The organism is Phyllobacterium sp. GQ127, assembly GCF_059758635.1.
On the sequence record NZ_JCAXDZ010000008.1, the window covers coordinates 166,074 to 191,147 of the forward strand.

Here is a 25,074-nt window from a genome sequence, read left to right on the forward strand (position 1 = left end):
CACCGGTCCTGCTCAGTTGATCGGGATTAGCCATTTGCGCGGAACGATAAACGCTCCGCGCAAGGATACCTCAATTTTCAGGTTGGCCGACCAATGCTGCGTTAAGACCGATCTCAGGTGTTTTCTCCGAGAAGATCGAAGCAAACCAGCCTGGATTGGAAACGATGGATGGCTTGAACGCGTTGCAGCCGTCCTTCATTTCCTGCCACGTTCCTTCCTGGCAAAGCTTGATGGTTTCGTTGGTAACAAGCGGCAGCGGCAGGACAGTCTTCTTCACCACTTCTTTGCCCTCGATCGCATCGACGGCAAGCTTCAGTGCAAGAGCGCCAGAATATGGCGGTGACGCATAGGAAATGCGCGGCGCGCCCATGGGTGCATAGGGAGACGTCGCACCCTCGGCTTCGGTGCCTGCTGGCAGCATTTGAATACGACCGCCATTGGAACCTTCGCCCGCGCACGGAAGAAGCTGTTCCGGCTTCTTGCCGGCTTCCAGCTGCATCGAATTTGCGGTAAAGCAGCCGACCTGCATCCAAAGTCCGTTGATATCGTCCCAGTTGCGCGTTGCCAGAATCTTGGAAAGCTCAGTACGCGCGACGGCCTGGCTCCACATACCAACTGCTTCGCCCACGATCTTGATATCAGGGTGCTTGGCGAATACTTCCTTTGCCGCCTTGGTACGAAGATTATCCACCGACGTGCCAGGCACACCGGTAATTGCAATGATGTTGCCCTTGCCGTTGAGTTTCTTGACCAGCCACTCCGCAGTTACGCGGCCAGCCTCTTCCTGGTCGATTGCTATATTGTAGGCACAGGGTTCTGTAATTTCACCATCATAGGCGAAGACCTTGACGCCCTTGTCACAGGCGTTCTTGACAACCTGATTGAGCGCCGTTGGTGAAATCGGAAAAATTACGATGGCTTGAGCGCCAGCCTGAACCATGGCGTTGATCTGTTGAATTTGCCGCTGGGCATTGGGACCAGCAACCTGGACCTGAAGATCGACTTTATCAGCGTAGTTTTTGTGGGCGGCCATGGCTTTGACCATATTGGCGGCTTCGGCTTGCCAGTCATTGCCGATGAAGCTCATGCTGAGAAAAATCTTGTGTTTTTCCGCAGCGTCGGCATGGCCGACCATGGCCATACTTGACGCAATGCAGGCGCAAGCCGCTGCGCGCCGGATGATTGATCCAATACCCATTATAATTCCTCCCTCGTACAGGAAAACATCTCCAAGCGGGCTCCTCTTCCCTCTTGTCGTTCCTGAAAAGACCGTAGCACCATTTGATCAAAGATCAATGATTAAGTACTATTGATCTTGAATAAGTTTTATTAAATAAGAAGGCACTCTTGACGCGTTGAAGCGAAGCCTGCATTCCAAATCAAAATTCCAAGGCGACGTCGCGGTGAAAAAGGTGAACAATGGCTGAAGCCGGTTATAGGAAACCAGGTGTTGAAATTCTTCCCCTCTCCAAAGAGACGTTGCAGGACCGTGTCTATCGCCAAGTTGCCAGTCTCATACTCGAAGGCGGCATTGTTCCAGGCGAGATGGTTCCAGTGCAAAGTCTGGCAGATGCGTTTGGTGTCAGCGCCATGCCGGTGCGGGAAGCTTTGCGGCGGCTGACGGCGGCCAATGCGTTGACGGTTGTTTCCGGGCGCTCCATCGGTATACCGCGGTTAAGCCGCTCCAAGCTCACAGATTTGCGCAATGTTCGCATTGAGATCGAAGCGCTTGCCGGCAAATGGGCCGCCAAACGCATTCAGAACGATGAGCTCGAAAACCTCCGATCACTGCTGGAAGCACTGGAGAAAGCCAATGCTTCCGGGGATATCAAATCATACCTTCGCGCAAACTACGCTTTCCACTTCTCGATTTACCAGGCCGCAGGCTCGGAGAGTGTTCTCAATATCATCGAGAACCTTTGGCTGCAGGTCAGCCCCTACTTCAACATGCTGCATGATTCCGGCAACTACACGAAAGCCAACGAACACCATCGGGCGATGTTCTCAGCGTTATGCGCTCACGACGAAAAGGCCGTCAAAGTTGCGATACAGGATGATATCGATGCTGCCTATCATGTGCTGGTCGACTTGGTCAGCTAACCCTTTGCTTCCATCTTCTTTTGATCACTGAAGGGAGCAATGACTGCGTTGTGCTCTATATGGAGCGCTTAGCCAGTACATTCGCGGTGATTAACATCATGTCCGACCATTCTAAAACAAACTGTAGTGACGATAACTATCCACGAGAAACGCTGCATCAGAAACGTTCAAAACTACGATTAGTCTTGATTTCATACACCAATGTCCTTGGTGCCAGTTAAATTTCGTATGAAGCGAAGACGTATAAAAGCAACAATCCCTGTTGAGCCCGGATCATATCTGCAGCCCATTCGCCGATGACAACGCAGGGCGCCATTGTATTGCCCGTGGTAATACGCGGCATGATCGAAGAGTCCGCGATGCGAAGACCATCGATGCCGTGTACCTTAAGCTCGTTGTCTACCACCGACGTGCTGTCGCGGCCATCTTAGCCGTGCAGGACTGGTGCCAGTAGGTGACGGCAGATTTCCGGATGAAATCGATCATCGGTGAACGGTCTCAGACGCCTGGCGCTGTCTATCCTGTAACCAGGGGCGTGAGCGCGTTGTCGTTTTCCAGCTCGCAGCATAGTTCCACCGCTGCCAGGGCAGCTTCCATGTCTTCGGGCTCGCTGAGAAAATTCGGTTCGATCAGAATTGCATTGTGTATATCCGGTCCGGAAGCCGCAACTGACCACGGCTTTTCGGTTGCACAAGCCCCATAAACATCGTCCATCCATGCTCCGGCGTGCTGAGTCCTGTTTCGATCGGCGAAGGAACCGCAAATTCCAACTAGCACTGAAGGATATCGAGTTGAACGAGATGAGAGCCGCTTTTCCAGCAAGGCTTTGCCTCGCAACCTCCTCCACCGACGCCTTCAGGTTTTCGATATGCCCAAAAGCAGCCAAACGAGAAATGGTCCTGATGATTGCGACCGACACCCGGAAGGTGCTGAACAACGGAGATATTGTGTGCCTGCAATTCGTCTTCAGGACCTATCCCAGATTGCACCAGTACTTTTGGCGTATTGATCGCGCCAAGTGAAAGCACCGTCTCATAAGGCGACGTGAATCGGCGCCGCCACCCTGCGACAACGGCTTCAACCCCTGTCACCCGTTTGCCAACGATGATGAGCCGCATGACGAGCGCATCGGTGACAAACGCAAGATTTGTCCGCATCATCATCGGACGGATGTAGTATCCGAATATAGATTCCTGCTTGCCATCCCGTATTCTCAACTCGGCAATCGATGCGCCTCCTTCACGCTCCAACATTTGGCCATTTGGCGTATCAAAAATAGGAATGTCCATCGCTGACGCTGCGTCCAGCAAAGGCTCTGCGACTGACTGTAGCGAACATGACTGTGCTACGAATACAGGTCCTCCCACGCCTCGGCGTGCGGCGCCAGGCTTGCCAATCTTCGATCCGCCGATGATAGTCAAGCACCGATCATAGCGCCAAGGTCGTACTGTTATTTTTGCAGGGCTTGGGGAAGGCACTATTGAGGGCCGGCAGGGGCTGGTTGAACGCGACAATTTGCTGGTCGCTTTCAAAGCTCACTAAAGCAGACAACTCGGCTGCCCTCTTGTACCTCCCTGCGGGAATTGGGCTGCTTTTAAGCGTTTGTACAAAAGGGTTTCTACCAACAACCCTTCCTTTGAAAAGGCCGATAATACACGATTTTTGACCGTTTTTAACCTGGGCACGTTGTTTCTGAGCTGAGGTAATTTGTACTTCCGTACGTCGAACCTTGGAGGCACCTCAAAAAGACGTTCGGTTTGGGGTGGCGATTGTTGCGATCTCGACTTAAACTGCAGCTCAGTGTCTGCGGTTGCCTCCTAAGCAAAGTGCCCGGCGATGCAAATGGACAGACAGCGACACAACATGCTGACCATCGCCGAGTGCTGAATGAACATTCCTGATTACAAGGCCGAATACGAAACTGGTGAACAGGCGTTGAATGCTGCCATCATGGAACACCCGTGGATGGACTTTTATCTCGTGAGCCTCGATGAAACCCGTGCAGTGGTCAGGGGCACGCTGGACATGAGTTACGGCTATCAGTTGCAGATCGAGTTCATTGGTGTCGGCTTCATTGACTGTCCGATCAGTTGGAAGTCCGATACCGGCTCCGATGTATTCTACAGGACTTCGCCCGATACACTCGCAGGCGATGCACGCAAGCGCTTCTTCGATAACAACGGCGGCAATGTATTTCGGTTCACTATAGAAGGCTTTTATGGCCCCTGGTACGCATACATCGTGGCCGAGCAGATGCGATTTCGACGCTCCAGTGGGCTGGCATACCTGCCCTGGTGAACATTACAAGGTCCGACAGAACCTTGACTGGTGCTCTCCTCGGTCGCAAAGCACCTTTTGATTGAAGGCATGACCCGCATCGGTCGCGCGCGAAATTGCGAAAGCAAAGCGCATTAACGGCTGACCTCATGCTATAAAATCACTTCCCGTTTTGATGAATTGCCGTTCGTATTTCTACCGAATGTTTTATAAATTACAGCATGGTTTTCACTTTGCAGGTGATATTGTCGAGTGTTGCGCCAAATCAATCCTTGGCTATCCTACATCTGGCGACCTTTGCCATGAACGGCCATGCCGTCACCTCGGAGCTTTATAAACCTCACCCTTTGCAATACATCCGTACAAAGTCGGGGGCGCCAGAAAATCTTCCTTTGAAAATGCCAATAATAGTCAAATTTCGAGCAATTTTGATTGTAGCCCAAATTTCTATAATCCCGATTAAAAGCCTGTTTTGTCTCTAGGGCGTATTTCGCCCCCCTGTTTGAACCGAGGCCAAATTGGTCTGACTTGAGTAAATGCAACAATCGATACGCGCAAGGTTGGAAGGGTGCCGATCATTAAAAATTGGGGGACCTGAATGAGCCTTGACGGGAAAGGCAAGGCAGGAGAGTTTTCTCGGCCTTGTGTTTGTAGCCGGTCGTCACCGGCTGCATTGACGGATAGTCTGCTCACGACCGATCGAAATGGAGTGTAAATGTATTATCTCGATGATCATAGCCTCGGTTACGACCAAATCCGATGGAGTTCCTCTCCTGGAAGCCGCCTTGTGCTCGATTCCATCTATCGTCACGCCCATCTCCCGCTCGTCAATCCGCAACATTCGGATGTCATTCCGTTCTATGAGGATTACCATTTTGGCCGCTATAAGACGAAGCGGTACTCGCTGGCGATTCCGTTTAGCATTGAGGATCTGCAGATGTCCCACGCTTTCCGCGCCGTTGATGCAGCCATGCGAGAAGCCTCTTTTTCACCCAAAATTGCTTGGGATGTCATGGACGCGAGACAAGCAAGGCTGCACGCAACCATCTGTGGAAGGGTGAACGCGGATGAAGTCAAGGAGCTGCTGCTACGCACGGAAGATCATCTTTTGCGCACAGGCTCTATCCGCTTCCGCCTGGCTGGGCCCCTGGTGGGGGAGAAAAATACGGGACGGATTTACTTCCCGGTCTATCCTGAAAACCGCGAAGGCAATCCGATCCAGACCTTACAGATGACACTCGGGCAGCAGATTACCGATGTCTATCTGCTAGGCTACTATAATTTCCGCGATCATCTTGCTGCGAGTGAAGCCGCGGAGCTGTCTTCGATCCTTGCCAAATTCCGAGATGTGACGATCCTTGAGGGTGTTATTTCCGGATTGGTCGCTTTCGAAACACAAGACGACCTCGTCCTGTCTGGATGTGAGATTGGAAGATCCACGAATTTCTCGCAGTCCTGATGCGTCCGGAGCGCAATGCTTAATTGCCACGACAGTGCTCTATTGATTGGGCTAATTACAGGCCGCGATGGGATTCGGTTTGGTGCGGTAGGCACGTGAGCAAATGGGTGCCAACTGCCTGTGAAGTTGCGTCGTCTCGCTCGTTCGCGGGGTAGTCGGCGATCAGACTGAGATAGGCGCGGATTGCGTGTAGGGTCCGGCATAGAGATGCGCCATACTGCAAAGCCTTGAGCGGCAACGAATGCAGCTGCTGCTTCATGCCAGGCAAAACGGCCCTACCCGCGAGTTCGCCGAGCAATAGATCAGGAGTGAGAAAGGAAAACGAGACAGTAGAGGTGTTTATCGATCCTGCGCTTTATCCGAAGCAGGAAAGCGAGCGGTTGCAAGGCTGTTGCCTAATTGGATTGACTGCCAGAAGATCACCTGCCGCACCCCTCAGTCACTCGGAGTGGATTCTCCAAATGTCAAAATATAAAATCGCCCTCGTCGAGCGTCGGAGTGATGGCGTCATCCACCCAGAGGTTGAAATCCGCCGAACCATCCCCGTTCTCATCGATCACGATACGGGTGATTCCAGGTTCTGCAACAAGACCAACCTCACCAGCTTTGCCAGTGAGGTTATTGTAACCAACAAATGTCAGGTCGAGGGGCTCGTCATTAGCATAGTCTCCGTAAAAGCCGCTGAGATCGATCTTGTCGCCTGCAACTGAATCAAAATCGTGAATTGAGCTAACGTTCTTCCAACTGTAAGCAAAGACAAAGGTATCGGCTCCTTCGCCGCCGTAAAGCTCGTCGCCGCCATCAGCATCTTCCAGGGTGTCATCGCCGGCAAGCCCAGTCAGCCTATCACGGCCGCTATTACCGGAGAGATGATTGGCACCCTCTGAGCCTATCAGAACGTCGTCATCATAGGGGCTGCCGATCGCATTCTCAATGCCAATCAATATGTCGCCCGCCGCATCTGCACCTTGTGCGATGCCGCTATTGAGATTGACCCCTACGCCGCGCTCATTATAGGGATCGCCGGAGTATAGGACGGTATCCACACCCGCGCCGCCGTTGATGTAGTCGCCCCCCTCTCCGCCCAAGAACGTATTGTCGCTGGCATTGCCAATCAGCGTATCGGCGTACTCGGTTGCATTGACGTTTTCGACGTTGCTGATCGATTTCTCGAGGAAATCGCCGCGCAGGACGGTGCCCGCATCAAGGTCGACCGTTACGCCTCCGTGCTGCAGTGTCTCATCTCCAGGAAAAGTGTAAAATCCCTGAAACGTGATCGTATCGCTACCGCTGCCGCCATGAACCCGGTCGTTTCCGACGTTGGGATTGAGATGGTCGTCACCCGCCGCGCCGTCGAGGACATCGTCGCCGTAACCGCCATATAGGCCATCATCGCCGGCTCCACCGCGGATGATATCATTGCCATCCTCACCATCCAGAACGACGCCGTTGTCATTTCCGATCAGTGTGTCAGCGAAATCAGTACCCAGCACCCGTTCAATATTGCGGAGAGTGTCGCCCTCGGCCTCGCCTCCGTGGCCCGTTCCGTTTTTCAGGTTAATCTGTATGCCCGCCAGCGAATTCTCATAGGTAGCTCGATCATTATCGCCCTCGCCGCCATCAATCACATCAGCGCCAGAACCACCTTCCAGGATATCATACCCGGCACCGCCAAGCAGAATGTCATCATCATCCCCGCCGTATAGTTTGTCATCGACTGCCGTTCCGATAAGCAGATCGTTGCCTTCGTCACCGCGTAGAGAACTGCCCTGCTCGTTGCTTGGCAGATAACCACCGGTCAGAGCCGTTTGTCCACTGATCAGGGCGTCGTCTCCAGCGCCTCCGTACAGGCCGCCATAGCCGACGATGAGCGTGTCGTTGCCGGTGCCGCCAACGAGCAAGTCACGCTCGCCCTCATTGTTGCGGCCGCCGGTGAGCCAGTCGTTTCCCTCTCCGCCATAAAGGTCGTCAGATCCTGCGCCGCCATCCAGGAAGTCGTCCCCGCCCAAACCATTGATAGTGTCCTCTTCCGCAGTGCCAATCAGATGGTCTTCTCCTTCGGTACCGTCGATAACAGCGGCCGGAATGACTTCATCTGTAGTCGCCAGAATGGGTGAGTGCCTGAGGTGAGCTTCCCACCAACGAGGATCAGTCGGGTCGGAATCCAGCAGATAGAATTCAGTCCGTTGGGAATTTCTCAACAAAGCGGCCATTACGAAGTCTCCTTGGTCAAACCTGAGGGTTACGTCGATGGGGGAGTTGTGATGCGATGTGTTGATTGTTCAAACTAGCATGTATGTCGTGATTGTAAATGGGCGGGCTTCCCGCTTTGACTGTTACTTACTGATGGTTTGGCAGTAAGATACAAAATAATCGTCACACCAAATGCATTTTTTATTTCTACACTCTGGCAATATACTTATAAAATTGAAGTATATTTCCAGAGTGTAGACTAAGGACGATTTAACGCAGTGGGGAACGTGGTGAATTGCCTTGATCGTCATCTTGTTCAGCTCCGATATCAGCCCCGTTAAAGTTCAAAGGCATCGGAAGTGAGTACGTTCGAAGTCCCCTCCAGAGTAATCTGAAAGTCTGCAGTCTGGTCGCCGTCAAGATCGATCTGGACGAGAGTAGAATCCGAAGCCTGGACCAGATTTAACTGACCTGCCTCTCCCGTGAAAGCGCGATAGCCGATGAATGTAAGATCTTGCGGATCCTGATTGTTCAAGCCGTACGGACCGTAGAAATCTGTGAGATCGATCCTGTCGCCGTCGAGGGAATTGAAATCCTTGATCAGACCGCTGTCTCCATAATTGAAGACGAAAACATCCGCACCAGTGCCGCCATAAAGGGAATCTCCGCCGTCGGGGTCGGTGAGAACATCATCGCCACCAGCGCCGAACACATTGTCGATGCCACCGCCGCCGGATAGGCGGTTTGCCGCATCGCTTCCGGTAAGGGAATCTTCATAAGTTGAACCGACGACATTCTCAATACTGATAATTGTGTCGCCATTGGCGTCGGCGCCATAGGCTGTGCTATTTGCTAGATCGACCGTGACGCCAACTCCAAAGGAACCACCACCACCAAATACCTCGCCATAGTAAATGACGGTGTCCGAGCCGTCTCCCCCATCAATGTGATCCGCACCGTCATCACCCGCAAAGGTGTTATCCTTGGCGTCACCAATGAGAATATCGTTGAACTGCGTTGCGACTACATTTTCTATATTGGTGAACGTATCGCCCGGATCAAAGGCACCGCCCGAAGCCGTGCCTGCCTCAAGATTGACCGTTAGCGGGCTAAAAACACCGCTATAGGAGCGAAGCAACATCGTATCTGAACCATCGCCCCCGTCGAAATGATCAGCGCCAGCCCCGCCGGTGAAACGGTCGTCACCGGCGTCGCCGCGCAGAAGGTCATCACCTGCGCCACCATCCAGTTGATCATTGCCACCACCACCGGACAGATTGTCATTGCCGACAAAGCCCAGGAGGAGATTGTTGCCGGCATCGCCAATGAGCGTGTCGGCGAAGTCGCTGCCGCGAACATATTCGATGTTACGGAAAATGTCGCCTTCTGCCACGCCGCCTCGACCGAGGCCTGTTTGCAGATCGATGGTCACACCGGTGTCTGCCGTGCGATAGTCCGCATAGTCCCATCCCTCCCCGCCGTCCATGAAATCAGCACCGGCATCGCCATACAGAATATCCTGTTCATTGCCGCCGAAAAGCACATCATTGCCAACGCCACCGTACAGCCTATCGCTCAGACCGCTGCCGATCAGTGTATCATCGCCCGCGTCACCGTAAACGGTGTCGCCATCGGTATTGCCGGTAACACTGCCGCTTATGGGTCCGCCACCGCTTATGAGGATGTCGTCTCCGTCTCCACCGTGAAGCAAATCGTTGCCGTATCCGGATGTAAGAACGTCATTGCCCGAACCCCCGGACAGAGAATCTTGCCACAATCCATCACCAACAGCGGTATTGAGCCAATCATCACCGTCGCCACCATCAAGGACATCTGACCCACCGCCGCCATTCAGAACGTCGTCGCCATCATGCCCGAACATGCTATCGCGGCCACCATATCCGTTGATGCGGTCATCACCATCCGTTCCGTTTAGAACGTCATCCCCTTGCGTTCCGTCGATGACCGCAAGGGGAACCGTATCTTGTCTCGTCGAGACAAAGACCCCGTTCGAAAAAGAAACCCCTGGCTTATTCGCCTCAATGTCCATCGCAACCTCCCGCGGTTTCCGGTTCAACTCTGGATGACGCATTAAACTGGCTCAAAAGTAGTACTGCAAGCATTAAATCAATATATCGCAAATATTGATCGAAACAGTTTACTAAACCAAGGAAGAAATATACTGCAAACTTGCGTACAATTTAAGGATAGATTCAAAATAATATTGTTTAGTTCTACTGCAAGGATAATCAATATGAAAAACCCAATAAGGGGTTTTGTCCCGCACCGCGCAATCTTTTGACCGCCAGAACGAAGGCTGGCCAGATCACGACAAGGATTATGGGTAACCGCGTGGGGCGCAACTCACGACGATGCTTGCACTGACCTGACGGACCGCCTTTGAGGATACCGGTCCCGAAGCTGCTTGTCCGCTATCGACCCCATCTCGGTCATTGATAGCATTAGTTCAGTTGCCGCAATGACGGGTAGATGATGCATATCCATGGCTCATGGGGAAATCTCACCTCAAATGTCCGCCTCGAGAGGTGTCGAACCACCGATTATTTCAGGCGGTTTCTTCAGTTGTGTCCCGAGGGAGTTTCTGACGCAAGACAGGTAGAGCGGGTGGCCTACTGAAAACTGCGATGGCGGAGCAGACGCCGGCGAATTGCAAAATTGCTCCGATTGCCTCGCCCAGAGATGGGAAACGGCCCTCAAACATGAATCCGTAGCCAAGGCCGAAAATTGTTTCGGCAACGATGAGCTGGGCGGAGAGTACCAGCGGCAAGCGACGGGACGCAACCACCCAACACCACGTCGCGAACCAGGAGCCGGCCAGCCCCATCACGAGCGCCCATACGACAAAGTGGAAAGTTTCCGAAGGAGATGCCGTGCCTGCCAGATCGAAAGACGCCAGCGGTAGCAGGACCAGACTTCCGATCGCTGCACCGATACCTTGTAGCCCTGTCCATTGCAGACCATCCGGCGCGTCGGCGGCCCGCATAACGGCTGCATTTGCCAGCCCGTAGGAAATCCAGATCAGCAGCGCCGCCAAACTGGCAAGCATACCAAGTAGAATCGAAGCAGTGTCGGCAGCGTTTGCCGTGCTGATCGCCGCGACGTTGACGATCGCCACGCCGATTGCAATCAACGTTAAAGGTAAGGCAAGTGTCTGCCATGGTGCAGAACGGTCCCGAAAATTAGCGATGATCGCCAGAAACACGGGCATCGTGCCGATGATGACCGGCGGAATTGCTGCCCCTGCAAGTTGGACGGCAAAGGCGGCGCTGACGAAGTAACCGATATATCCCGCCCCGCCGAGCAGCAATCCGATCAGGAGCCGTGAGCGCGCAATGCCAATGGGCCGAAACCGTCGATCGGCCATCAAAAGAAGGCAGGCCAAGCCGAAGATACCATAGCGGGCAATGGTCAAATCCCATGCCGTGAATGGTGGGATGGCGCGTGGAGCGACGAAGGTCAGTCCCCATAACGCACACGTGGTCAGGCCAGCGATGATCCCAAGCAACATAATTTTCTCCTGTTGGAGTCATCATGCAATGCGATCCGACTAATTTATATGGAATGGTGGGGGCAATTCGCGTAGATTGCTTTTCATGTCGAAGGCAAAAACACCCCAGAACCTTCAAACCGGAAAATCAACGCTCGACGAGACTGACGCGCGTATTCTAGCCGCGCTCGATTCTGATGCCCGCCTGTCGATGAGCGAGCTTGCCCGCCTCGTGGGCATGTCCGCGCCGAGCGTGTTGGAGCGGGTTCGCCGGCTGGAAGTTGCCGGCGTTATCAGAGGCTTCAGTATCGATATCGATACACGCGCGATCGGCTACCAGATAAGGGCCATGGTGAGAATCCGGCCCCTGCCCGGCAAGCTGCATCTGGTCGAACGGCTGATTCAGGAACGACCGGAATTCATCGAGTGTGACAAGATCACCGGTGACGATCCCTTCCTTGCCCGCCTGGTTGTCCATTCGATCGAACAGATGGACGACGTTCTTGAGGCGCTCTCCGAGCACGCTGTGACCAGCACGGCTGTCATCAAGGGAACTTCCGTTAAACGGCGCTTGCCACCCCTATAGCAAAGTCATGACAGCGGGTGATTTTTCATAACCAGGTTTGACGCCATCGGGAATACAAGCCGCCGGCCAGACGTCGAGCACTGTGGGGGTCTGTTCCAATATCTTTGAGCAACTCGGGCTTGCCCAGTATGCTAAGAAACCATCTTCGACGGTCGTTAGCCTTTTTTCGATTATCGAGAAATGTCTTCAAGCACGTCGGCCAATGCGCCATTTTATTTCCTCTACAGCAGTTTCAACTTAACAATGAGGAAAAGATTGACATTGTGAAAATTGATAGAAATCATGAGTGATATTATTATTTTTTATGAAAGCTCGGATGCCGACTACACTTGATAGTGAACTTCTTCGGACCTTTGTCGTTGTAGCCAACAGTGGCAATGTAACTCGCGCGGCAGAACAACTCGGGCGAACGCAATCCGCAATCAGTATTCAAATTAAGAAGCTGGAAGAAACGCTTGGAGAGAGCATCTTTCAGCGCGGGTCGAGAGGAGTCACACTGACGACCCACGGTAAAAAATTGATGGTAAATGCCACCAAAATTATCGGACTATTAGACGACACCGTCGCTACGCTGCGGTGCACGCCACTCCATGGACCAGTTCGGATCGGTATTCCTGAGGAATACGGGGACACGATCCTTCCTCGGGCATTGGCAGCTTTTTCCAACCGGCATCCTGAAGTCGAAGTCACGGTGAAATGCGGATACTCGGTTGAGCAGCTTGCAGCTATTAGTTCAGACGAACTTGATATTGCAGTTGTTTTTGAACCAGGACATCCGGCTAAAGGAGAAATCCTTTATGTTGACCCTACAGTTTGGGTAACATCGGAGGCGCATTGCGTTCACCACAATAGCGTTGTTCCGGTTGCGCTCTATGATAAATCGAGCTGGTGTAAAACATCCGCCCTCGGATCATTGGAACAGAACGATATCGATTATCGGATTGCTTATACGTGCGATACCAGCGGAGGGCTGGTAATCGCTGTAGTATCAGGCCTCGCAATTGCACCACTTGCGCGAAGTAAGATTCCTGTGAACTGTCGTGCTTTGGATGAGAACGACGGCTTTCCGGTGATTGATTCTACAAACGTTGTGCTGGTGCGAAATCCCCGCACCGCGAATATTGCTAGTAATGCCATGTCCGACGTTATTCGAACAGCATTCTCGCAGAGCATGAAAGAACCTATGCTCCCTCCATTGGCGCCTATCATCCGCCAAGGCCGCGCCGCATGGCAGGACACTGGTTGAGACCTTCGGACATTGCGAAGTCAGCCTGTCAGGCCGTCTTCATCTGGTAACTAGGCTTTGATGGTGGAACAGTGTTCCAAGTTGTTCACCAAGACATTGAGAATAAAAGAAAGATTTTGGGCAATATGGCTTGAAACCCTCATGCAGCACTTCTACATCGGAATCAGTCGACGTGGCTCCTCCCAATTTTCCGCGTCGGCTGTTCCCCCTCTGGAGGTTTTTAACCTTCACAATTAAAGCCGGGCTTTTTAGTCCGGCTCTTTTTTGTCTTAACTTGGCTGAACCATTTCGTTATCAAGCCGGCCCGATGTTGGCGTGGAAGCACAGGATCATCTGGCCGATTTGAAAAGCCCCTCGCCTCCGGACCCAAAGCTTAAAACAGAGGTGTTGCGGGTGCTAGCCGCGGACGGCGTTCTCATGTCTGCATGACAGCACCGAGGGATCGATCTTAGCGATCGCTCGCCTTGACAGGAATCGAACCCAGCACCGGGAAACCGAAGAACCTATCACGCTGATTTTACCGCAAAAACACTCTCTCTGATCGTCATAGCTATCGGTCGTTCAAAGAACCGCAGACGTGGAGAGCTTCCCATGAGGCTGCTTCAATGGATCGGCTTTCGTTTGGATCGAGCCATTCACGCTGCTCATTGTGAGTCCTTCGACGGCCAACTGTTCAACTTTTTACCCTTATTTATCCCAGGTCCGAAGACCGGCGATGCTAGTCCTTTTTCCAGAGGCGCTGATGTGGATCGGCACCCAATTTGGAAAAAGGAAAGCATCATGAAAAAGCATCTGCTCGCCACTGTCGCACTTCTCATGGCCATCTCTCCCGCTGCGGCTGAAGCCCGCTGCGTACCGAACACCCCAGTCATAGCCGCGAAAGCCGTTCCCGTTATTCAGTACAAAAACACGACGATCGATGGCGTAAAAATCTTTTATCGTGAAGCCGGCCCCAAGGATGCACCGGTGCTACTGCTTCTGCACGGATTCCCGACCTCGTCCCATATGTTCCGCAACCTCATTCCACTGCTTGCAGACCGTTACCGCGTGATCGCGCCTGACTATCCCGGCTATGGCCAGAGTGACGCACCCGACCACACCCAGTTTTCCTACACGTTCGAGAACCTGACCAACATCGTAGAAAAACTGACCGAAAAGGTCGGCGCCGATCGCTACAGCATGTATGTGATGGATTACGGCGCACCGATCGGATACCGGCTCGCGCTCAAACATCCCGAGCGGGTTGAAACCCTGATCGTGCAGAATGGCAACGCCTATACCGAAGGCCTCGCCGCGTTCTGGGATCCGATCAAGGCCTATTGGGCCGAGAAAACGCCGGAACGCCGGGAAGCGCTCGCCGGTCTGGTCACGCTCGAAACCACGAAATTCCAGTATACCGACGGAATGGGCGATGTCTCACATATCAGCCCCGACAACTGGGTCGTCGATCAGGCCTTGCTCGATCGGCCGGGCAACAAGGACATCCAGCTCGATCTCCTGGGCGACTACGGCAGCAATGTACCGCTTTACCCGCGATTCCAGGCCTTCTTCCGCGACAACCAACCGCCAACGCTGATCGTCTGGGGCAAGAACGACAAGATCTTTCCGGAACCTGGCGCGCACCCCTATCTTCGCGATCTCCCGAATGCCGAGATGCACATTCTCGACAGCGGCCATTTCGCCCTCGAAGACAAGCTCGATGTGATGGCGCCGCTCATCCGGGATTTCCTCGACCGCAAGGTTTGCAACTGATCAATAGCCAAACCGTTCTGCGGGGCCAGCGGCCCCGCAACTCCCCCAATCAAAGGAAAAGATCATGACCAATCCCGTTTCGGGCACCCAGACAGCTGGTGCCCCGTTCCTCTCGATCGTCCTCGTGCACGGCGCGTTTGTCGATGGCTCCGGATGGCAACAGGTCCATGGCGAACTTGTCGACCGCGGCTTTGAAGTTCTCGTCGCTCAACACCCGACGACCTCGCTTGAAGGCGACGTTGCCGTGACCGAGAGCCTGATTGCCGCGGCTCGCCACCCGGTTCTCCTGGTGGGCCACAGCTACGGTGGAGCCGTCATCACCGAGGCTGGCGTCAACCCAAAAGTCCAGGCTTTGGCCTACATCGCGGCTTTTGTGCCGGATGTCGGCGAATCCGTCGCGGCCCTGAACGAAGCTCCTGAAGAGCCCGGCGAAACGAAGGCACCGTTGCTGCCGCCGCAGGACGGCTACCTCGTTGTCGACCCGGCCCGCTTTCCGGAAGCATTTGCCGCCGATGTCGACCTTGCGACCACACGCTTCATGGCGGCGGCGCAACTGCCCTGGGGCCTTGCAGCGGTCATAGCACCCCTCACCCATGCAGCCTGGAAGACCAAACCCAGCTCCTATCTCGTGGCGTCCGCCGACAGGATGGTGCCGCCCAGCGCGCAGCGCCGGATGGCCAAGCGTGCGAGTGCTGCGATCACCGTGATCGACAGCAGTCACGCCGCGATGCTGTCGCACCCGCAGGACGTCGCGGCGTTCATCGCAGCCGCCGCCTCGGCCGCAACGCCGACCGAAGGTGCCGGACAATGACCCGGCCCGTCACCCATCACCGAACCACCAGCGTTGAAGGCGTGGAAATTTTCTACCGCGAGGCTGGAGAGAAAGGCGCCCCTGTCGTGGTGTTGCTGCACGGTTTTCCAAGCTCTTCGCACATGTACCGCAACCTCATCCCAGCGCTTTCCGACCACTATCATGTGATCGCGCCCGACCTTCCGGGGTTCGGTCTGTCGGCAATGCCGTCTTCCAGCGAATTCGAATACAGCTTTGCCACTTTCTCGGATGTTATCGCCGGTCTCCTCGAACAGCTGGGCGCCGAACGCTACGCGCTCTATGTCATGGATTATGGCGCGCCAACCGGGTTTCGTCTGGCGGTCGCGCATCCGGATCGGGTGACCGCCCTGATCGTCCAGAACGGCAATGCCTATGAAGACGGCATGGGGGATTTCTGGGGGTCGACGCGGGCCTATTGGGCCGACAACGGCCCGGTAAACCGCGACGCGCTGCGGCCTTTTCTATCGCTTGACGGGACACGTTTCCAATATCTCGCCGGCACGAAAGATGAGACGCGGATCGATCCGGCAGCATGGTTATACGACCAGCTCTTCCTCGACCGCCCGGGCAGCACGGACATCCAGCTGGGCATCATGTACGACTATAGGACCAATGTCGCGCTCTACCCCGACTTCCACGCCTATTTCCGCGCGCATAGGCCGCCGGCCCTGATCCTGTGGGGCGAAAATGATCCCATCTTCCTGCCGGAAGGCGCACGCGCCTTCCTCCGGGACCTGCCCAAAGCCGAGCTTCATTTTTTCGATACCGGACATTTCGCCCTTGAGGACAAGGCGGACGAAATGATCCCGGTCATGCGCGACTTCCTCGCCCGAAACCTGACCCACTAACTGAAACCCAAAAGAGGATAATGACCATGTACAACAGCAAATCCAAGCCGAGCGTCCTTCCGACCGGCGGCGGCGCAGCCCTCATCGATCCCTCCGACGCGCTGATCCTGCTTCTCGATCACCAGTCGGGATTGTTCCAGACGGTCAAGGACATATCCGTGTCTGATCTGCGCCGGAATGTGGAGATGATCGCCAGGCTCACCACTCTCCTGAACATCCCGGTGATCACCACCGCTTCGGAACCTGCCGGCACCAATGGTCCGCTGATGCCCGAAATCCATGAATTGGCTCCGCACGCCGTCTATGTGCCACGCAAGGGGGAAGTAAACGCGTGGGACAATGACGATTTCGTCGCAACGGTTCGGGCAACCGGCCGCAAAACTCTCATCATGGCAGGCGTCTGGACCAGTGTCTGCGTGATGTTTCCGGCACTCGACGCCCGCGCTGCCGGCTACGACGTCTATGCGGTGCTCGATGCCTCGGGGGATCCGAGCGAAATGGCCTCGCGGATTTCACTCGCCCGCTTCGTGCAGGGCGGCGTCAAGCCGACATCGACCAATGCATTGCTGTCTGAGCTTCACCGCACCTGGGCGCGTCCCGAGGCTGCCGAGCTTGGCAAGCTCTACGGACTTGCCGCACCAAACTATGCCGCCGTGGCCGAGAGCTATGCCCGCGCGCAGCAGGCCGCTAGAGAGGCAATCTAGTACCTTGTGCATCCGACGCCCTGCGAACTGACCACACTTTAGGGAGATACGATATGAGTTACGGTTTTATGGATATCGCGATCACGCCTTCAGTTCGCAGGGCGCAAGCGGAAATGGGAGCGGATCATTTCTGGTCCGACTTCAAGGGACACCGCGAATTCGACCGGTTCACGGCACAGGAGACCGCGTTCATCGCAAAGCGCGACAGCTTCTACATGGCCTCCGTTTCGGAAACCGGCTGGCCTTACGTTCAGCATCGCGGCGGGCCTGCCGGCTTTCTCAAGGTCCTCGACGATCGCACCCTCGCCTTCGTCGATTACCGCGGCAATCGTCAATATATCACCACCGGCAATCTGGCAGAGAACGATCGGACATGCCTGTTTCTGATCGACTACCCCGCGCGCACTCGCCTGAAGATCTATGCCCGTGCCGAGAAGCTGGCCCTTGACGCCGATCCGGCACTTACCGAGGCCATCACCGATAGTGCTTATGGAGCCAAGGCTGAACGAATTTTCAGGTTGAAGCTCGAGGCGTTCGACTGGAACTGTCCGCAGCATATCGTGCCGCGTTACACCGAAGCCGAGTTTTTGGCAGCCTCGCGACATCTTCTGGACAAGGTCGCTCAGCTTGAGCAGGAAAATGCGTCACTGCGGGAGCGCCTCGATTTGCGACGAAAAGATTGAGCACGAACCCAGGATGAATGCAGCAAGGTCAACCAAAGTCTGTGGCATCGATGGCAAGCTGGGTCCGTTTGGTAGCGGCACCTGCACCCATTGCGCGGGCGCAATCCAATGACGTCTGGAAATAGCGCATCGCCTTGTCGGTCCGCCTGTTTCCGGCTGCAATCATTCCCGCAACGCGCCAAAGATCCGGATGCCACCAACGCTCTTCTCGTATGCCAGTTTCTGCAAGCACGGCGCGCAGACTATCCTCAGCAAGCTGCAGTTCGCCTGCGGCAAGATATGCCTCCGCCAACAGGCTCCGGTAGAAGGGCACGCGAGCACGCCAGTTCCCCCGAAGCAATCCGCTGATACTGTCTTGCATCAGGGTAAAACCTGCCTGCTCACCTCGAGAGGACTGGATAGCACCCGCGAAAAACTTGGCTGTCCCCTCGTAAATGCCGACGCTTTCTCGCCGGCTGACGTCGGCCAGTTGGTGCTGAAGCCGCAAAGCAGTTTCGAGATCACCCTCCACGAAAGCGATCGGAAGGGCCGCAAGCGAGATCGCATTGCCCAAGGAGATCATGTGATCGAGATCGGCGGCACGATCGATCGCCTGACCGGCCAGCCGGGAGGCACGATCAGAATCACCCTGCAGCCAAGACAGAAATGCCTGAGAGAAACGAATACCGGCAGGCAAATCGACCTGGAACCTGGACAAGCCATGCCCCTCCTCCAGGTGACCCCAATCATCCATCAGCGCCTCCAGGTGGGCCGATGCCGAATTGAACTCGCCTGCATAGATCTTGATATGCGCTAACAATCGTTTGCCGTCGGGCGCCGTCGTCCAGTCCAGAGCCTTTGCTGCCGCAAACTCGTTCATGCTGCGCAATGCCGTGCGGGGCCGGCCGGAATAGGCCAGAAAAACGGCCTGTCCGCACACCGATCGTATTTGAAATTCCGCGTCGCGCGACCCGTTCGCATGAAAGATGCTTTCGCGCCAAGCATCATCGGTTTGCGGGTGCATGTGGCGCGCCAGTGTCATGGCCCAGGCCCGCGCCGTCGAGAGCTTGGCTCGGCCCAGTGGCGCGAGCGCCATGAGGGCAGCGCTGTTTGACCCGGCAAGGTCGATGGCCTCCAGCATTTCCCTAAATGCCGATAGTTCTTGCCACAGCGGCAAGGCAGCGACCACCAGTTCGACACCCAAAGCCGCATCGCCTGCGGGATCAAACGCCCAGCCAATGGCCGCGCGAACGTCGTCGATCTGCCTCCGATATTTGCCGAGCCATTCGCGAGACGTCTGCGACGACCATTCCCGTTCGGCGATCTGCAGCTTGTCCTTTGTTCGAACGGCAAAATGCCGTCTTGCCTTCTCTCTGTAGAGGGAACCTGACAGACGCCGCGCGGCATAGGCACCCGTGCTTTCGGCAAGTCTGTAATGCACAGTCCCGCCGTCGTATTCCGCTGATACCAGCGACTTTGCCACTAGCTGCGACAGTGCGTCCCGTCCGGTAATCGGCTCCAGGGCGCCGGCGGAATACATCGCCTCCACGTCGTCGGCGTTGAAGCGGCCGGAAAATACCGAAAGCAGACCGAGCAAGACCGCCTCACGGTCAGGAAGAAGTCGATAGCTCCAGTCGAGCGTCGCTTCTAAGGATTGGTGGCGCAAGGGCGCATCCCTTGCTCCCCGGTTCATCGTATGAAAGCCATCCCTGAAGAGGTCATCGAGCGCCGAGGGTGCAAGAACACTGGCCGTACCGGCGGCCAGTTCGATGGCGAGTGCCAAGCCGTCCAGCCGTGAGCAGATCGAAACAACACTGCGGACATATTCATCAGTAGGCTTTGTATCGCCTGAATCGTACGCCTTTGAAATGAACAGCTGGATTGCCGGAAACTGTAGCGCGTCGCTGATGGACAGTGTCGTCGTCTGGTGCGGATAAGCCAATCCTGAGAGAAAATGGATCTGCTCGTGCCGCGTCCGTAACGGCTCGCGGCTGGTCGCAATGATCCGCGCCGAAGGAACGTCCGCGGATATCCGCTCAACGATCGTCGCGGCCATCGCGATAACGTGCTCGCAATTGTCGATGATGAGAAGCAGCCGGTTGCGGCGAAGGACGTCGATCACGCCTGCGATGGGATCGTCAAACCCCAGCGACACGCCGAGGGCCGACGCGATCGCTGGCACCACAAATCGCGGGTCGCTCAGCGTCGAGAGATCCGCAAAGGCGATGGCTTCGTTTGCCCCGCAGGATTGCTCAGCAACCGTGACCGCAAGAGAGGTTTTTCCCGCGCCGCCTGGCCCGACGATGGTGACGTAACCCGCTTGATCGAGCTTTTCCGAGATCTGCCGGGTCGCGTCGTCGCGGCCGAGGAGCGGCCGAACCTGGGGTGCCGCGATATGATGGCTTGTGCTGGCAACCACTTGCCGGGCTAGCGCCGGGCGATCGCTTTCCAAGGCTGCGACGAACTTGTAACCTCGCCCAGCAATGGTTACGATGTACTCCATGGAAGGATCAAGTTCGGCCAGCGAGCGTCGAAGGTTGCCGACATTGACCTTCAGGTTATGGTCGTGGACGATATAATCTGGCCATACATGCGCAAACAGATCAGCTTTGCTGACAACCTCGCCCGCCCGCGCCACGAGCAGGGTCAGAATGTCGAAACCTCGCCCACCGAGGCCGACGGGTTGCCCCTTGTACAGGAGGGATTGAGCTTCTGGCAGAAAACGGAAATCTCCAAACTGGAAAGCGGTCTGTTTCGACAATGTCTGGAACCCGTGATCGTGTGACATCCTGCTCTCACAATTCATAAAAGATTGAACGATATACCGCACTGGCCAGTTTTCAAGGCATATGGAGACATGTTGCACCGCAGGCTGGCTCAAGATGAAGGTTGCCAGGCCTCTTCGCAGATCTTCGATGGTATTGGAAGATCGTCTAGCTCGCTTAAAATCACTCAACGCCAAAGCCGGCGCAAATCCTCGTCAACGGTCGCCCAGACGGGCGTGCAGGATTCGCCGATGGAATTGTTCTATTTTTAATCCGACAGTTCCGTTATCTGCTTTCGGCGAAGTGTCTGCCTTTGGAGTACTCTCTTGGATTCTTGTTCTTCTGATCAGCCCTGCCTTACGCAGGAGGACGCCATTGAGGCCAAGGCTTTCATTGATCTGCATAAGGCCGCCCGCGGCCGATTGGCGGACGAGGAGCGATTCGCATGCGTTTCCAAGAATGGCGGATGCACGATCTCACTACCGAGCGCGCCTGCGATCGGCCTCAACCGTATCCTTGGCCTCACCAAACATGAAGATCTCGACGAAGCCTACAACTGGATGAGGGAAAGGACGGGGAACCGGTTCTTACAGGTCAATACCGACACTGCATCGGACAAGCTGACACGGTGGATCGAGACGAAAGGGTTGGTTGCCTATGGTCCTGGGTGGGCGAAGCTGCGGCGATCCACGGACGCGGTCTCTCTTCCATCGTCAGGCGCCGTGAACACACGAAAAGTTCAGCCCGACGAAGCCGAGGTATTCGGCGCCATGATGTGTGCCGGTTTTGGCTTCCCGGAAAGCCTCACCGCTCTATGGGCAGCGATCGTTGGGCGCGACGGATGGTCTTGTTTCTACGCGTTGGATGGAGACACGCCCGTGGGAACAGGAGCAATGTTCGCTTCAGGATCCTTTGCGTGGCTCGGCGGTGGAACGACCGTGCCGAGCTTTCGAAACCGGGGTGCGCAGAAAGCCTTGATTCAAGCTCGCCTAGAAGAAGGCGCAGACCGTGGCGTGTCGACTTTCGTGGTCGAGACCGAAGTGCCATCGGCCGAAAAGGCCAACATCTCGAACGCCAATTTAGCGAAAATGGGTTTCGTGCATATCTATAATCGCAGCAACTTCATTTTATGACGGACTTTCTGTCAAGTGAGAGCCAAGGTCCTGCATTAGCAATATGATTTGGTTCGGCAGCTTAGTGTGACTGACTGTACGGATATTTATGGGGCCAGTACACTGTAAGGTTACGCCTTGGTCTTGAATGAAACTGAACCGCTGACCTATAGATTGCTGCTGCGTACAAACAGGAAAGTGATCAGCAACCCTTCGGTTGAAAATGCCGATAACAGACTGATTTTCACCGATTTCGATTGTTGTGCAGATGTCTACAATCATCATTAACTCTTGTATGAACTAATTAATTACATGACTGTGTTGGGTGGTGGAGAGTGTGCCCAGCAACCTTGAGCTCCTATAATTTCCACCGCACATTTCGGTTGCGTTGCTGCATCGGAAATCCCCTCTGACAGCGAACCGCAAAACCAGTATGTAGGATGATTTGTTAGCTTAAAATCTGATAACATCAAAGTGAACAGGGGAAAGCACCATGTCATTGGAAACCGTCATTCACCTCATCCAGAGTGCAAGTGTCCTCGTGGTGGCGGCGCTGCTTCTGGCTTTGCTAGGATCGAGGCTGGACCACCGTCCACTGACCAAGGATTTGACGGTTGGCTTGATCTTCGGGATCGCTGGCTTTCTTTCGATGGCCGGACCCCTTGAGATCTTGCCAGGCATCATTTTGGATGCGCGAAGCGTCGTGATCGCATTGTCTGCTGGGTTCGGCGGAATACTCGGCGTGACGGTCACCGCTGTGATCGTGATTGCCGTACGCTTGTGGATTGATTCCGGTGCAATTCCCGCTGTCTTGGGCATCGTGGTAACAGCGATCGGTGGCGTGTCGTACTGGTATTTCGCAATAAAAGATCGACCGCTCAAGCTGCAGGACCTCGTTGCCTTGGGTCTTGTCGCTACTTTACTGCCACTCCCCGCACTCGTGCTGTTGCCCCGAGAAACGGCCCTGTTTCTCATGAAGGATGCTTTGCCTTTTATTCTGCCAATCAACTTTGCGGCGACCATTTTAATGGGTGTTTTGGTGCTAGGGGATCGTCAGCGTCGCTGGGCGCTTTCCTCTATGAGGGGCGCCGTGGCACGTCTTCAGGGCGTCACAGATAATGCCCCGGGCATGTTCTTCCAGCAAAAAATTTCGGCAGAAGGAAAGCCCAACCTGGTGTTCGTGTCGAAAGGCGTCGAACGGTTGCTGGGCGTGTTGCCAGAGGAATTCGTGAACGGCAGTATCGAGCCAATGTCCAGGGTACCAGACGCGTACAAGGAAGAAGTCACTGGCAAACTACGCGACGCGGCTTTGAACTCGACGGCCTGGGATCTGGAAACACCTTATCACAAGAGCGATGGCTCACAAATTTGGGTGCGGGGCCAGGCTCAACCGCGGCAGGATGAAGATGGTCAGACCGTATGGGAAGGATTTCTGATCGACATCACAGCCCAGAAGCAGGCAGAGCAGATGAAGAACGAATTCATCTCGACAGTCAGTCATGAGTTGCGAACGCCACTGACGTCGATCCGCGGCTCTTTGGGTCTGATAACGGGTGGAGCGGCAGGTGAACTTCCGCCAAAAGCCAAAATGCTCCTTCAGATAGCCCAGGCCAATAGCGAACGCCTTGTCAGGCTTATCAACGATATTCTCGATATGGAGCGGATCGAATCCGGCCACATGCCATTCCATATCAAGGCTTATGGTTTGCGGGATCTCATTGATCAGGCTGTGGAGGCCAACAGCGGCTATTTCAACGAGCACAACATTGGCTGGAAGATCCATGACAATGCGCCGGAAGCGAAGATCCTCGTCGACAGCGACCGCTTTCACCAGGTGATGAACAATCTTCTATCCAACGCAATCAAGTTTTCTCCGCCGGGTGGAGAGGTATCGATATCCCTGGAAGCTCAACGGAACGGCGTTCGCATTGCGGTTAGTGACCAGGGTCCGGGCATCCCGGAGGCATTCCGTACCCGAATATTCGGCAAATTTGAACAGGCTGACTCTTCGGATACCAAACAAAAGGGTGGTACTGGACTGGGCCTGTCCATTTCCAAGGCAATTGCAGAACGCCTCGGCGGGGCGCTTTCATTTGACTCTACGGCCGGTCAAGGCACCACCTTTTACGTCGACGTTCCTGTCGCCGAGAAAATCGAGTTACAGCCTTCCCTTACCGAAGGACGAGACAGGGTTTTGGTCGTTGAAGACGATCATGATGTCGCCAGACTGATTAGACTGCTTCTTCAAAACGAAGGAATAGAATGCGACATCGCCCATGGCGTTACCTCGGCAAAACGGCTCATTCGCGAAAACAAATACAAAGCCATCACGCTAGACATTCGGCTTGCTGGTGAAAGCGGTATCGAAGTATTCAAAGATTTGAGGGCAAACAAAGCTACAGAACACCTTCCTGTGGTGATCATTTCCGCAATCGTCGATGAAGCGAGAGCCGCAATCAATGGTTCGGCCCTGGGTGTGGTGGACTGGATACAAAAACCTGTCGATCCCGAGAGATTTGCACTGGCTATTCGCAAGGCTTGCCAAACTTCAGCTGGCAAACCAAGAATTCTGCACATCGAAGATGACGTTGGTGTGCGCGAAGTCATCGCGGCGGCGATAGGAGATGATGTTTCGATTGATGGAGTGACCACAAGTGCAGAAGCATTGGAGCGCTTGGCCAGCAACAACTATTCAACAGTCATTCTCGATCTTTCCTTGCCGGATGGATCCGGTGCCGATCTTCTTCCGTTTATCCCCTCGGGGACAGCAGTCATCATTTTTTCGGCTATGGACATAAGCGATGCTCTCAAAAAACAGGTAACTGCAGCGTTAACCAAGACCAGAACAACTGAACTAGATGTTGCCCGGGTCATACGCGATGTGATGTCCAAGAGTGTATCCGCATCAACCCCTGAAAAGACATGATTGACGTGCCGGTTATACGCCGCCTCGTCATGGCACTTGGATTGCAAGCCGTATTGATTTTCGGAAGTCCACTACCGGCAAATGCGGATTGGATGAATCTGTGC

At 54.7% G+C, this 25,074-nt stretch carries 17 protein-coding genes and 1 pseudogene; 12 read left to right on the top strand and 6 right to left on the bottom strand.

What is annotated here, in order from left to right; translation table 11 throughout:
* Positions 1-70: 70 nt before the first annotated feature.
* Positions 71-1,198, bottom strand: coding sequence for a sugar ABC transporter substrate-binding protein (locus tag AC6CHM_RS22225; RefSeq protein WP_498174973.1), 1,128 nt, complete (start codon positions 1,196-1,198; stop codon positions 71-73).
* Positions 1,199-1,419: 221 nt separating this feature from the next.
* Here AC6CHM_RS22225 and AC6CHM_RS22230 point away from each other — a divergent pair, with 221 nt between their 5' ends.
* The gene (locus tag AC6CHM_RS22230) at positions 1,420-2,100 is read left to right on the top strand and encodes a GntR family transcriptional regulator (RefSeq protein ID WP_498174975.1); all 681 of its coding nucleotides are present in this window, start codon (positions 1,420-1,422) and stop codon (positions 2,098-2,100) included.
* Between the two features lie 217 nt (positions 2,101-2,317).
* Here AC6CHM_RS22230 and AC6CHM_RS22235 read toward each other — a convergent pair.
* A pseudogene (locus tag AC6CHM_RS22235) lies at positions 2,318-3,528 on the bottom strand (GMC family oxidoreductase); the annotation flags it as partial.
* Between the two features lie 459 nt (positions 3,529-3,987).
* On the opposite strand from AC6CHM_RS22235, the gene AC6CHM_RS22240 reads away from it, so the two are divergent.
* Positions 3,988-4,398: a hypothetical protein gene (locus AC6CHM_RS22240; RefSeq protein WP_498174977.1), complete on the top strand. Its 411-nt coding sequence runs from the start codon at positions 3,988-3,990 to the stop codon at positions 4,396-4,398.
* A gap of 694 nt (positions 4,399-5,092) precedes the next feature.
* A complete protein-coding gene (locus tag AC6CHM_RS22245; RefSeq protein WP_498174979.1) occupies positions 5,093-5,836 on the top strand; it encodes a hypothetical protein in 744 nt (247 codons plus the stop codon).
* Positions 5,837-6,300: 464 nt separating this feature from the next.
* Here AC6CHM_RS22245 and AC6CHM_RS22250 read toward each other — a convergent pair whose 3' ends face one another.
* The 3 genes from AC6CHM_RS22250 to AC6CHM_RS22260 form a co-directional block, all read right to left on the bottom strand.
* Positions 6,301-8,049: a calcium-binding protein gene (locus tag AC6CHM_RS22250; protein ID WP_498174981.1), complete on the bottom strand. Its 1,749-nt coding sequence runs from the start codon at positions 8,047-8,049 to the stop codon at positions 6,301-6,303.
* A gap of 317 nt (positions 8,050-8,366) precedes the next feature.
* Positions 8,367-10,079 (bottom strand): calcium-binding protein, encoded by a 1,713-nt coding sequence (locus AC6CHM_RS22255; RefSeq protein WP_498174984.1) that lies wholly within the window; start codon positions 10,077-10,079, stop codon positions 8,367-8,369.
* Between the two features lie 516 nt (positions 10,080-10,595).
* Complete coding sequence (locus AC6CHM_RS22260; protein WP_498174986.1) at positions 10,596-11,558, bottom strand: DMT family transporter; 963 nt, start codon at positions 11,556-11,558, stop codon at positions 10,596-10,598.
* Positions 11,559-11,643: 85 nt separating this feature from the next.
* Here AC6CHM_RS22260 and AC6CHM_RS22265 point away from each other — a divergent pair, with 85 nt between their 5' ends.
* The 7 genes from AC6CHM_RS22265 (at position 11,644) to AC6CHM_RS22295 (ending at position 18,188) form a co-directional block, all read left to right on the top strand.
* The gene (locus AC6CHM_RS22265) at positions 11,644-12,123 is read left to right on the top strand and encodes an Lrp/AsnC family transcriptional regulator (protein ID WP_498174988.1); all 480 of its coding nucleotides are present in this window, start codon (positions 11,644-11,646) and stop codon (positions 12,121-12,123) included.
* Positions 12,124-12,439: 316 nt separating this feature from the next.
* Positions 12,440-13,369: a LysR family transcriptional regulator gene (locus AC6CHM_RS22270; RefSeq protein ID WP_498174990.1), complete on the top strand. Its 930-nt coding sequence runs from the start codon at positions 12,440-12,442 to the stop codon at positions 13,367-13,369.
* Between the two features lie 780 nt (positions 13,370-14,149).
* On the top strand, positions 14,150-15,121 hold the full coding sequence (locus AC6CHM_RS22275; RefSeq protein WP_498174992.1) for an alpha/beta fold hydrolase: 972 nt from the start codon (positions 14,150-14,152) through the stop codon (positions 15,119-15,121).
* Between the two features lie 64 nt (positions 15,122-15,185).
* Entirely contained in the window at positions 15,186-15,932 is a 747-nt protein-coding gene (locus tag AC6CHM_RS22280; protein WP_498174994.1) for an alpha/beta hydrolase, read from the top strand.
* Positions 15,929-16,801: an alpha/beta fold hydrolase gene (locus tag AC6CHM_RS22285; RefSeq protein ID WP_498174996.1), complete on the top strand. Its 873-nt coding sequence runs from the start codon at positions 15,929-15,931 to the stop codon at positions 16,799-16,801. The genes AC6CHM_RS22280 and AC6CHM_RS22285 overlap by 4 nt, the downstream gene beginning before the upstream one ends.
* A gap of 26 nt (positions 16,802-16,827) precedes the next feature.
* A complete protein-coding gene (locus AC6CHM_RS22290; protein WP_307276191.1) occupies positions 16,828-17,505 on the top strand; it encodes an isochorismatase family protein in 678 nt (225 codons plus the stop codon).
* A 53-nt stretch (positions 17,506-17,558) separates the two neighbouring features.
* The gene (locus AC6CHM_RS22295; protein ID WP_498174999.1) at positions 17,559-18,188 is read left to right on the top strand and encodes a pyridoxamine 5'-phosphate oxidase family protein; all 630 of its coding nucleotides are present in this window, start codon (positions 17,559-17,561) and stop codon (positions 18,186-18,188) included.
* Between the two features lie 28 nt (positions 18,189-18,216).
* On the opposite strand, the gene AC6CHM_RS22300 is transcribed toward AC6CHM_RS22295, so the two are convergent.
* Entirely contained in the window at positions 18,217-20,955 is a 2,739-nt protein-coding gene (locus tag AC6CHM_RS22300) for an ATP-binding protein (RefSeq protein WP_498175000.1), read from the bottom strand.
* Between the two features lie 303 nt (positions 20,956-21,258).
* Between AC6CHM_RS22300 and AC6CHM_RS22305 the strand changes: the two genes are divergently transcribed.
* Together AC6CHM_RS22305 and AC6CHM_RS22310 are read left to right on the top strand one after the other, a co-directional pair.
* Entirely contained in the window at positions 21,259-22,065 is an 807-nt protein-coding gene (locus AC6CHM_RS22305; protein ID WP_498175002.1) for a GNAT family N-acetyltransferase, read from the top strand.
* 472 nt (positions 22,066-22,537) lie between these two features.
* Positions 22,538-24,970, top strand: a complete 2,433-nt coding sequence (locus AC6CHM_RS22310; RefSeq protein ID WP_498175004.1) for an ATP-binding protein — start codon at positions 22,538-22,540, stop codon at positions 24,968-24,970.
* Positions 24,971-25,074: the final 104 nt, after the last annotated feature.

What these genes read in the sequence shown, in the direction of transcription:
- AC6CHM_RS22230 (WP_498174975.1), top strand. Translation starts at nt 1,420, where the DNA reads ATGGCTGAAGCCGGTTATAGGAAACCAGGTGTTGAAATTCTTCCCCTC.
- AC6CHM_RS22260 (WP_498174986.1), bottom strand. Translation starts at nt 11,558, where the DNA reads ATGTTGCTTGGGATCATCGCTGGCCTGACCACGTGTGCGTTATGGGGA.
- AC6CHM_RS22245 (WP_498174979.1), top strand. Translation starts at nt 5,093, where the DNA reads ATGTATTATCTCGATGATCATAGCCTCGGTTACGACCAAATCCGATGG.
- AC6CHM_RS22250 (WP_498174981.1), bottom strand. Translation starts at nt 8,049, where the DNA reads ATGGCCGCTTTGTTGAGAAATTCCCAACGGACTGAATTCTATCTGCTG.
- AC6CHM_RS22295 (WP_498174999.1), top strand. Translation starts at nt 17,559, where the DNA reads ATGAGTTACGGTTTTATGGATATCGCGATCACGCCTTCAGTTCGCAGG.
- AC6CHM_RS22255 (WP_498174984.1), bottom strand. Translation starts at nt 10,079, where the DNA reads ATGGACATTGAGGCGAATAAGCCAGGGGTTTCTTTTTCGAACGGGGTC.
- AC6CHM_RS22240 (WP_498174977.1), top strand. Translation starts at nt 3,988, where the DNA reads ATGAACATTCCTGATTACAAGGCCGAATACGAAACTGGTGAACAGGCG.
- AC6CHM_RS22300 (WP_498175000.1), bottom strand. Translation starts at nt 20,955, where the DNA reads ATGTCACACGATCACGGGTTCCAGACATTGTCGAAACAGACCGCTTTC.
- AC6CHM_RS22270 (WP_498174990.1), top strand. Translation starts at nt 12,440, where the DNA reads ATGCCGACTACACTTGATAGTGAACTTCTTCGGACCTTTGTCGTTGTA.
- AC6CHM_RS22275 (WP_498174992.1), top strand. Translation starts at nt 14,150, where the DNA reads ATGAAAAAGCATCTGCTCGCCACTGTCGCACTTCTCATGGCCATCTCT.
- AC6CHM_RS22285 (WP_498174996.1), top strand. Translation starts at nt 15,929, where the DNA reads ATGACCCGGCCCGTCACCCATCACCGAACCACCAGCGTTGAAGGCGTG.
- AC6CHM_RS22310 (WP_498175004.1), top strand. Translation starts at nt 22,538, where the DNA reads ATGTCATTGGAAACCGTCATTCACCTCATCCAGAGTGCAAGTGTCCTC.
- AC6CHM_RS22225 (WP_498174973.1), bottom strand. Translation starts at nt 1,198, where the DNA reads ATGGGTATTGGATCAATCATCCGGCGCGCAGCGGCTTGCGCCTGCATT.
- AC6CHM_RS22280 (WP_498174994.1), top strand. Translation starts at nt 15,186, where the DNA reads ATGACCAATCCCGTTTCGGGCACCCAGACAGCTGGTGCCCCGTTCCTC.
- AC6CHM_RS22290 (WP_307276191.1), top strand. Translation starts at nt 16,828, where the DNA reads ATGTACAACAGCAAATCCAAGCCGAGCGTCCTTCCGACCGGCGGCGGC.
- AC6CHM_RS22265 (WP_498174988.1), top strand. Translation starts at nt 11,644, where the DNA reads ATGTCGAAGGCAAAAACACCCCAGAACCTTCAAACCGGAAAATCAACG.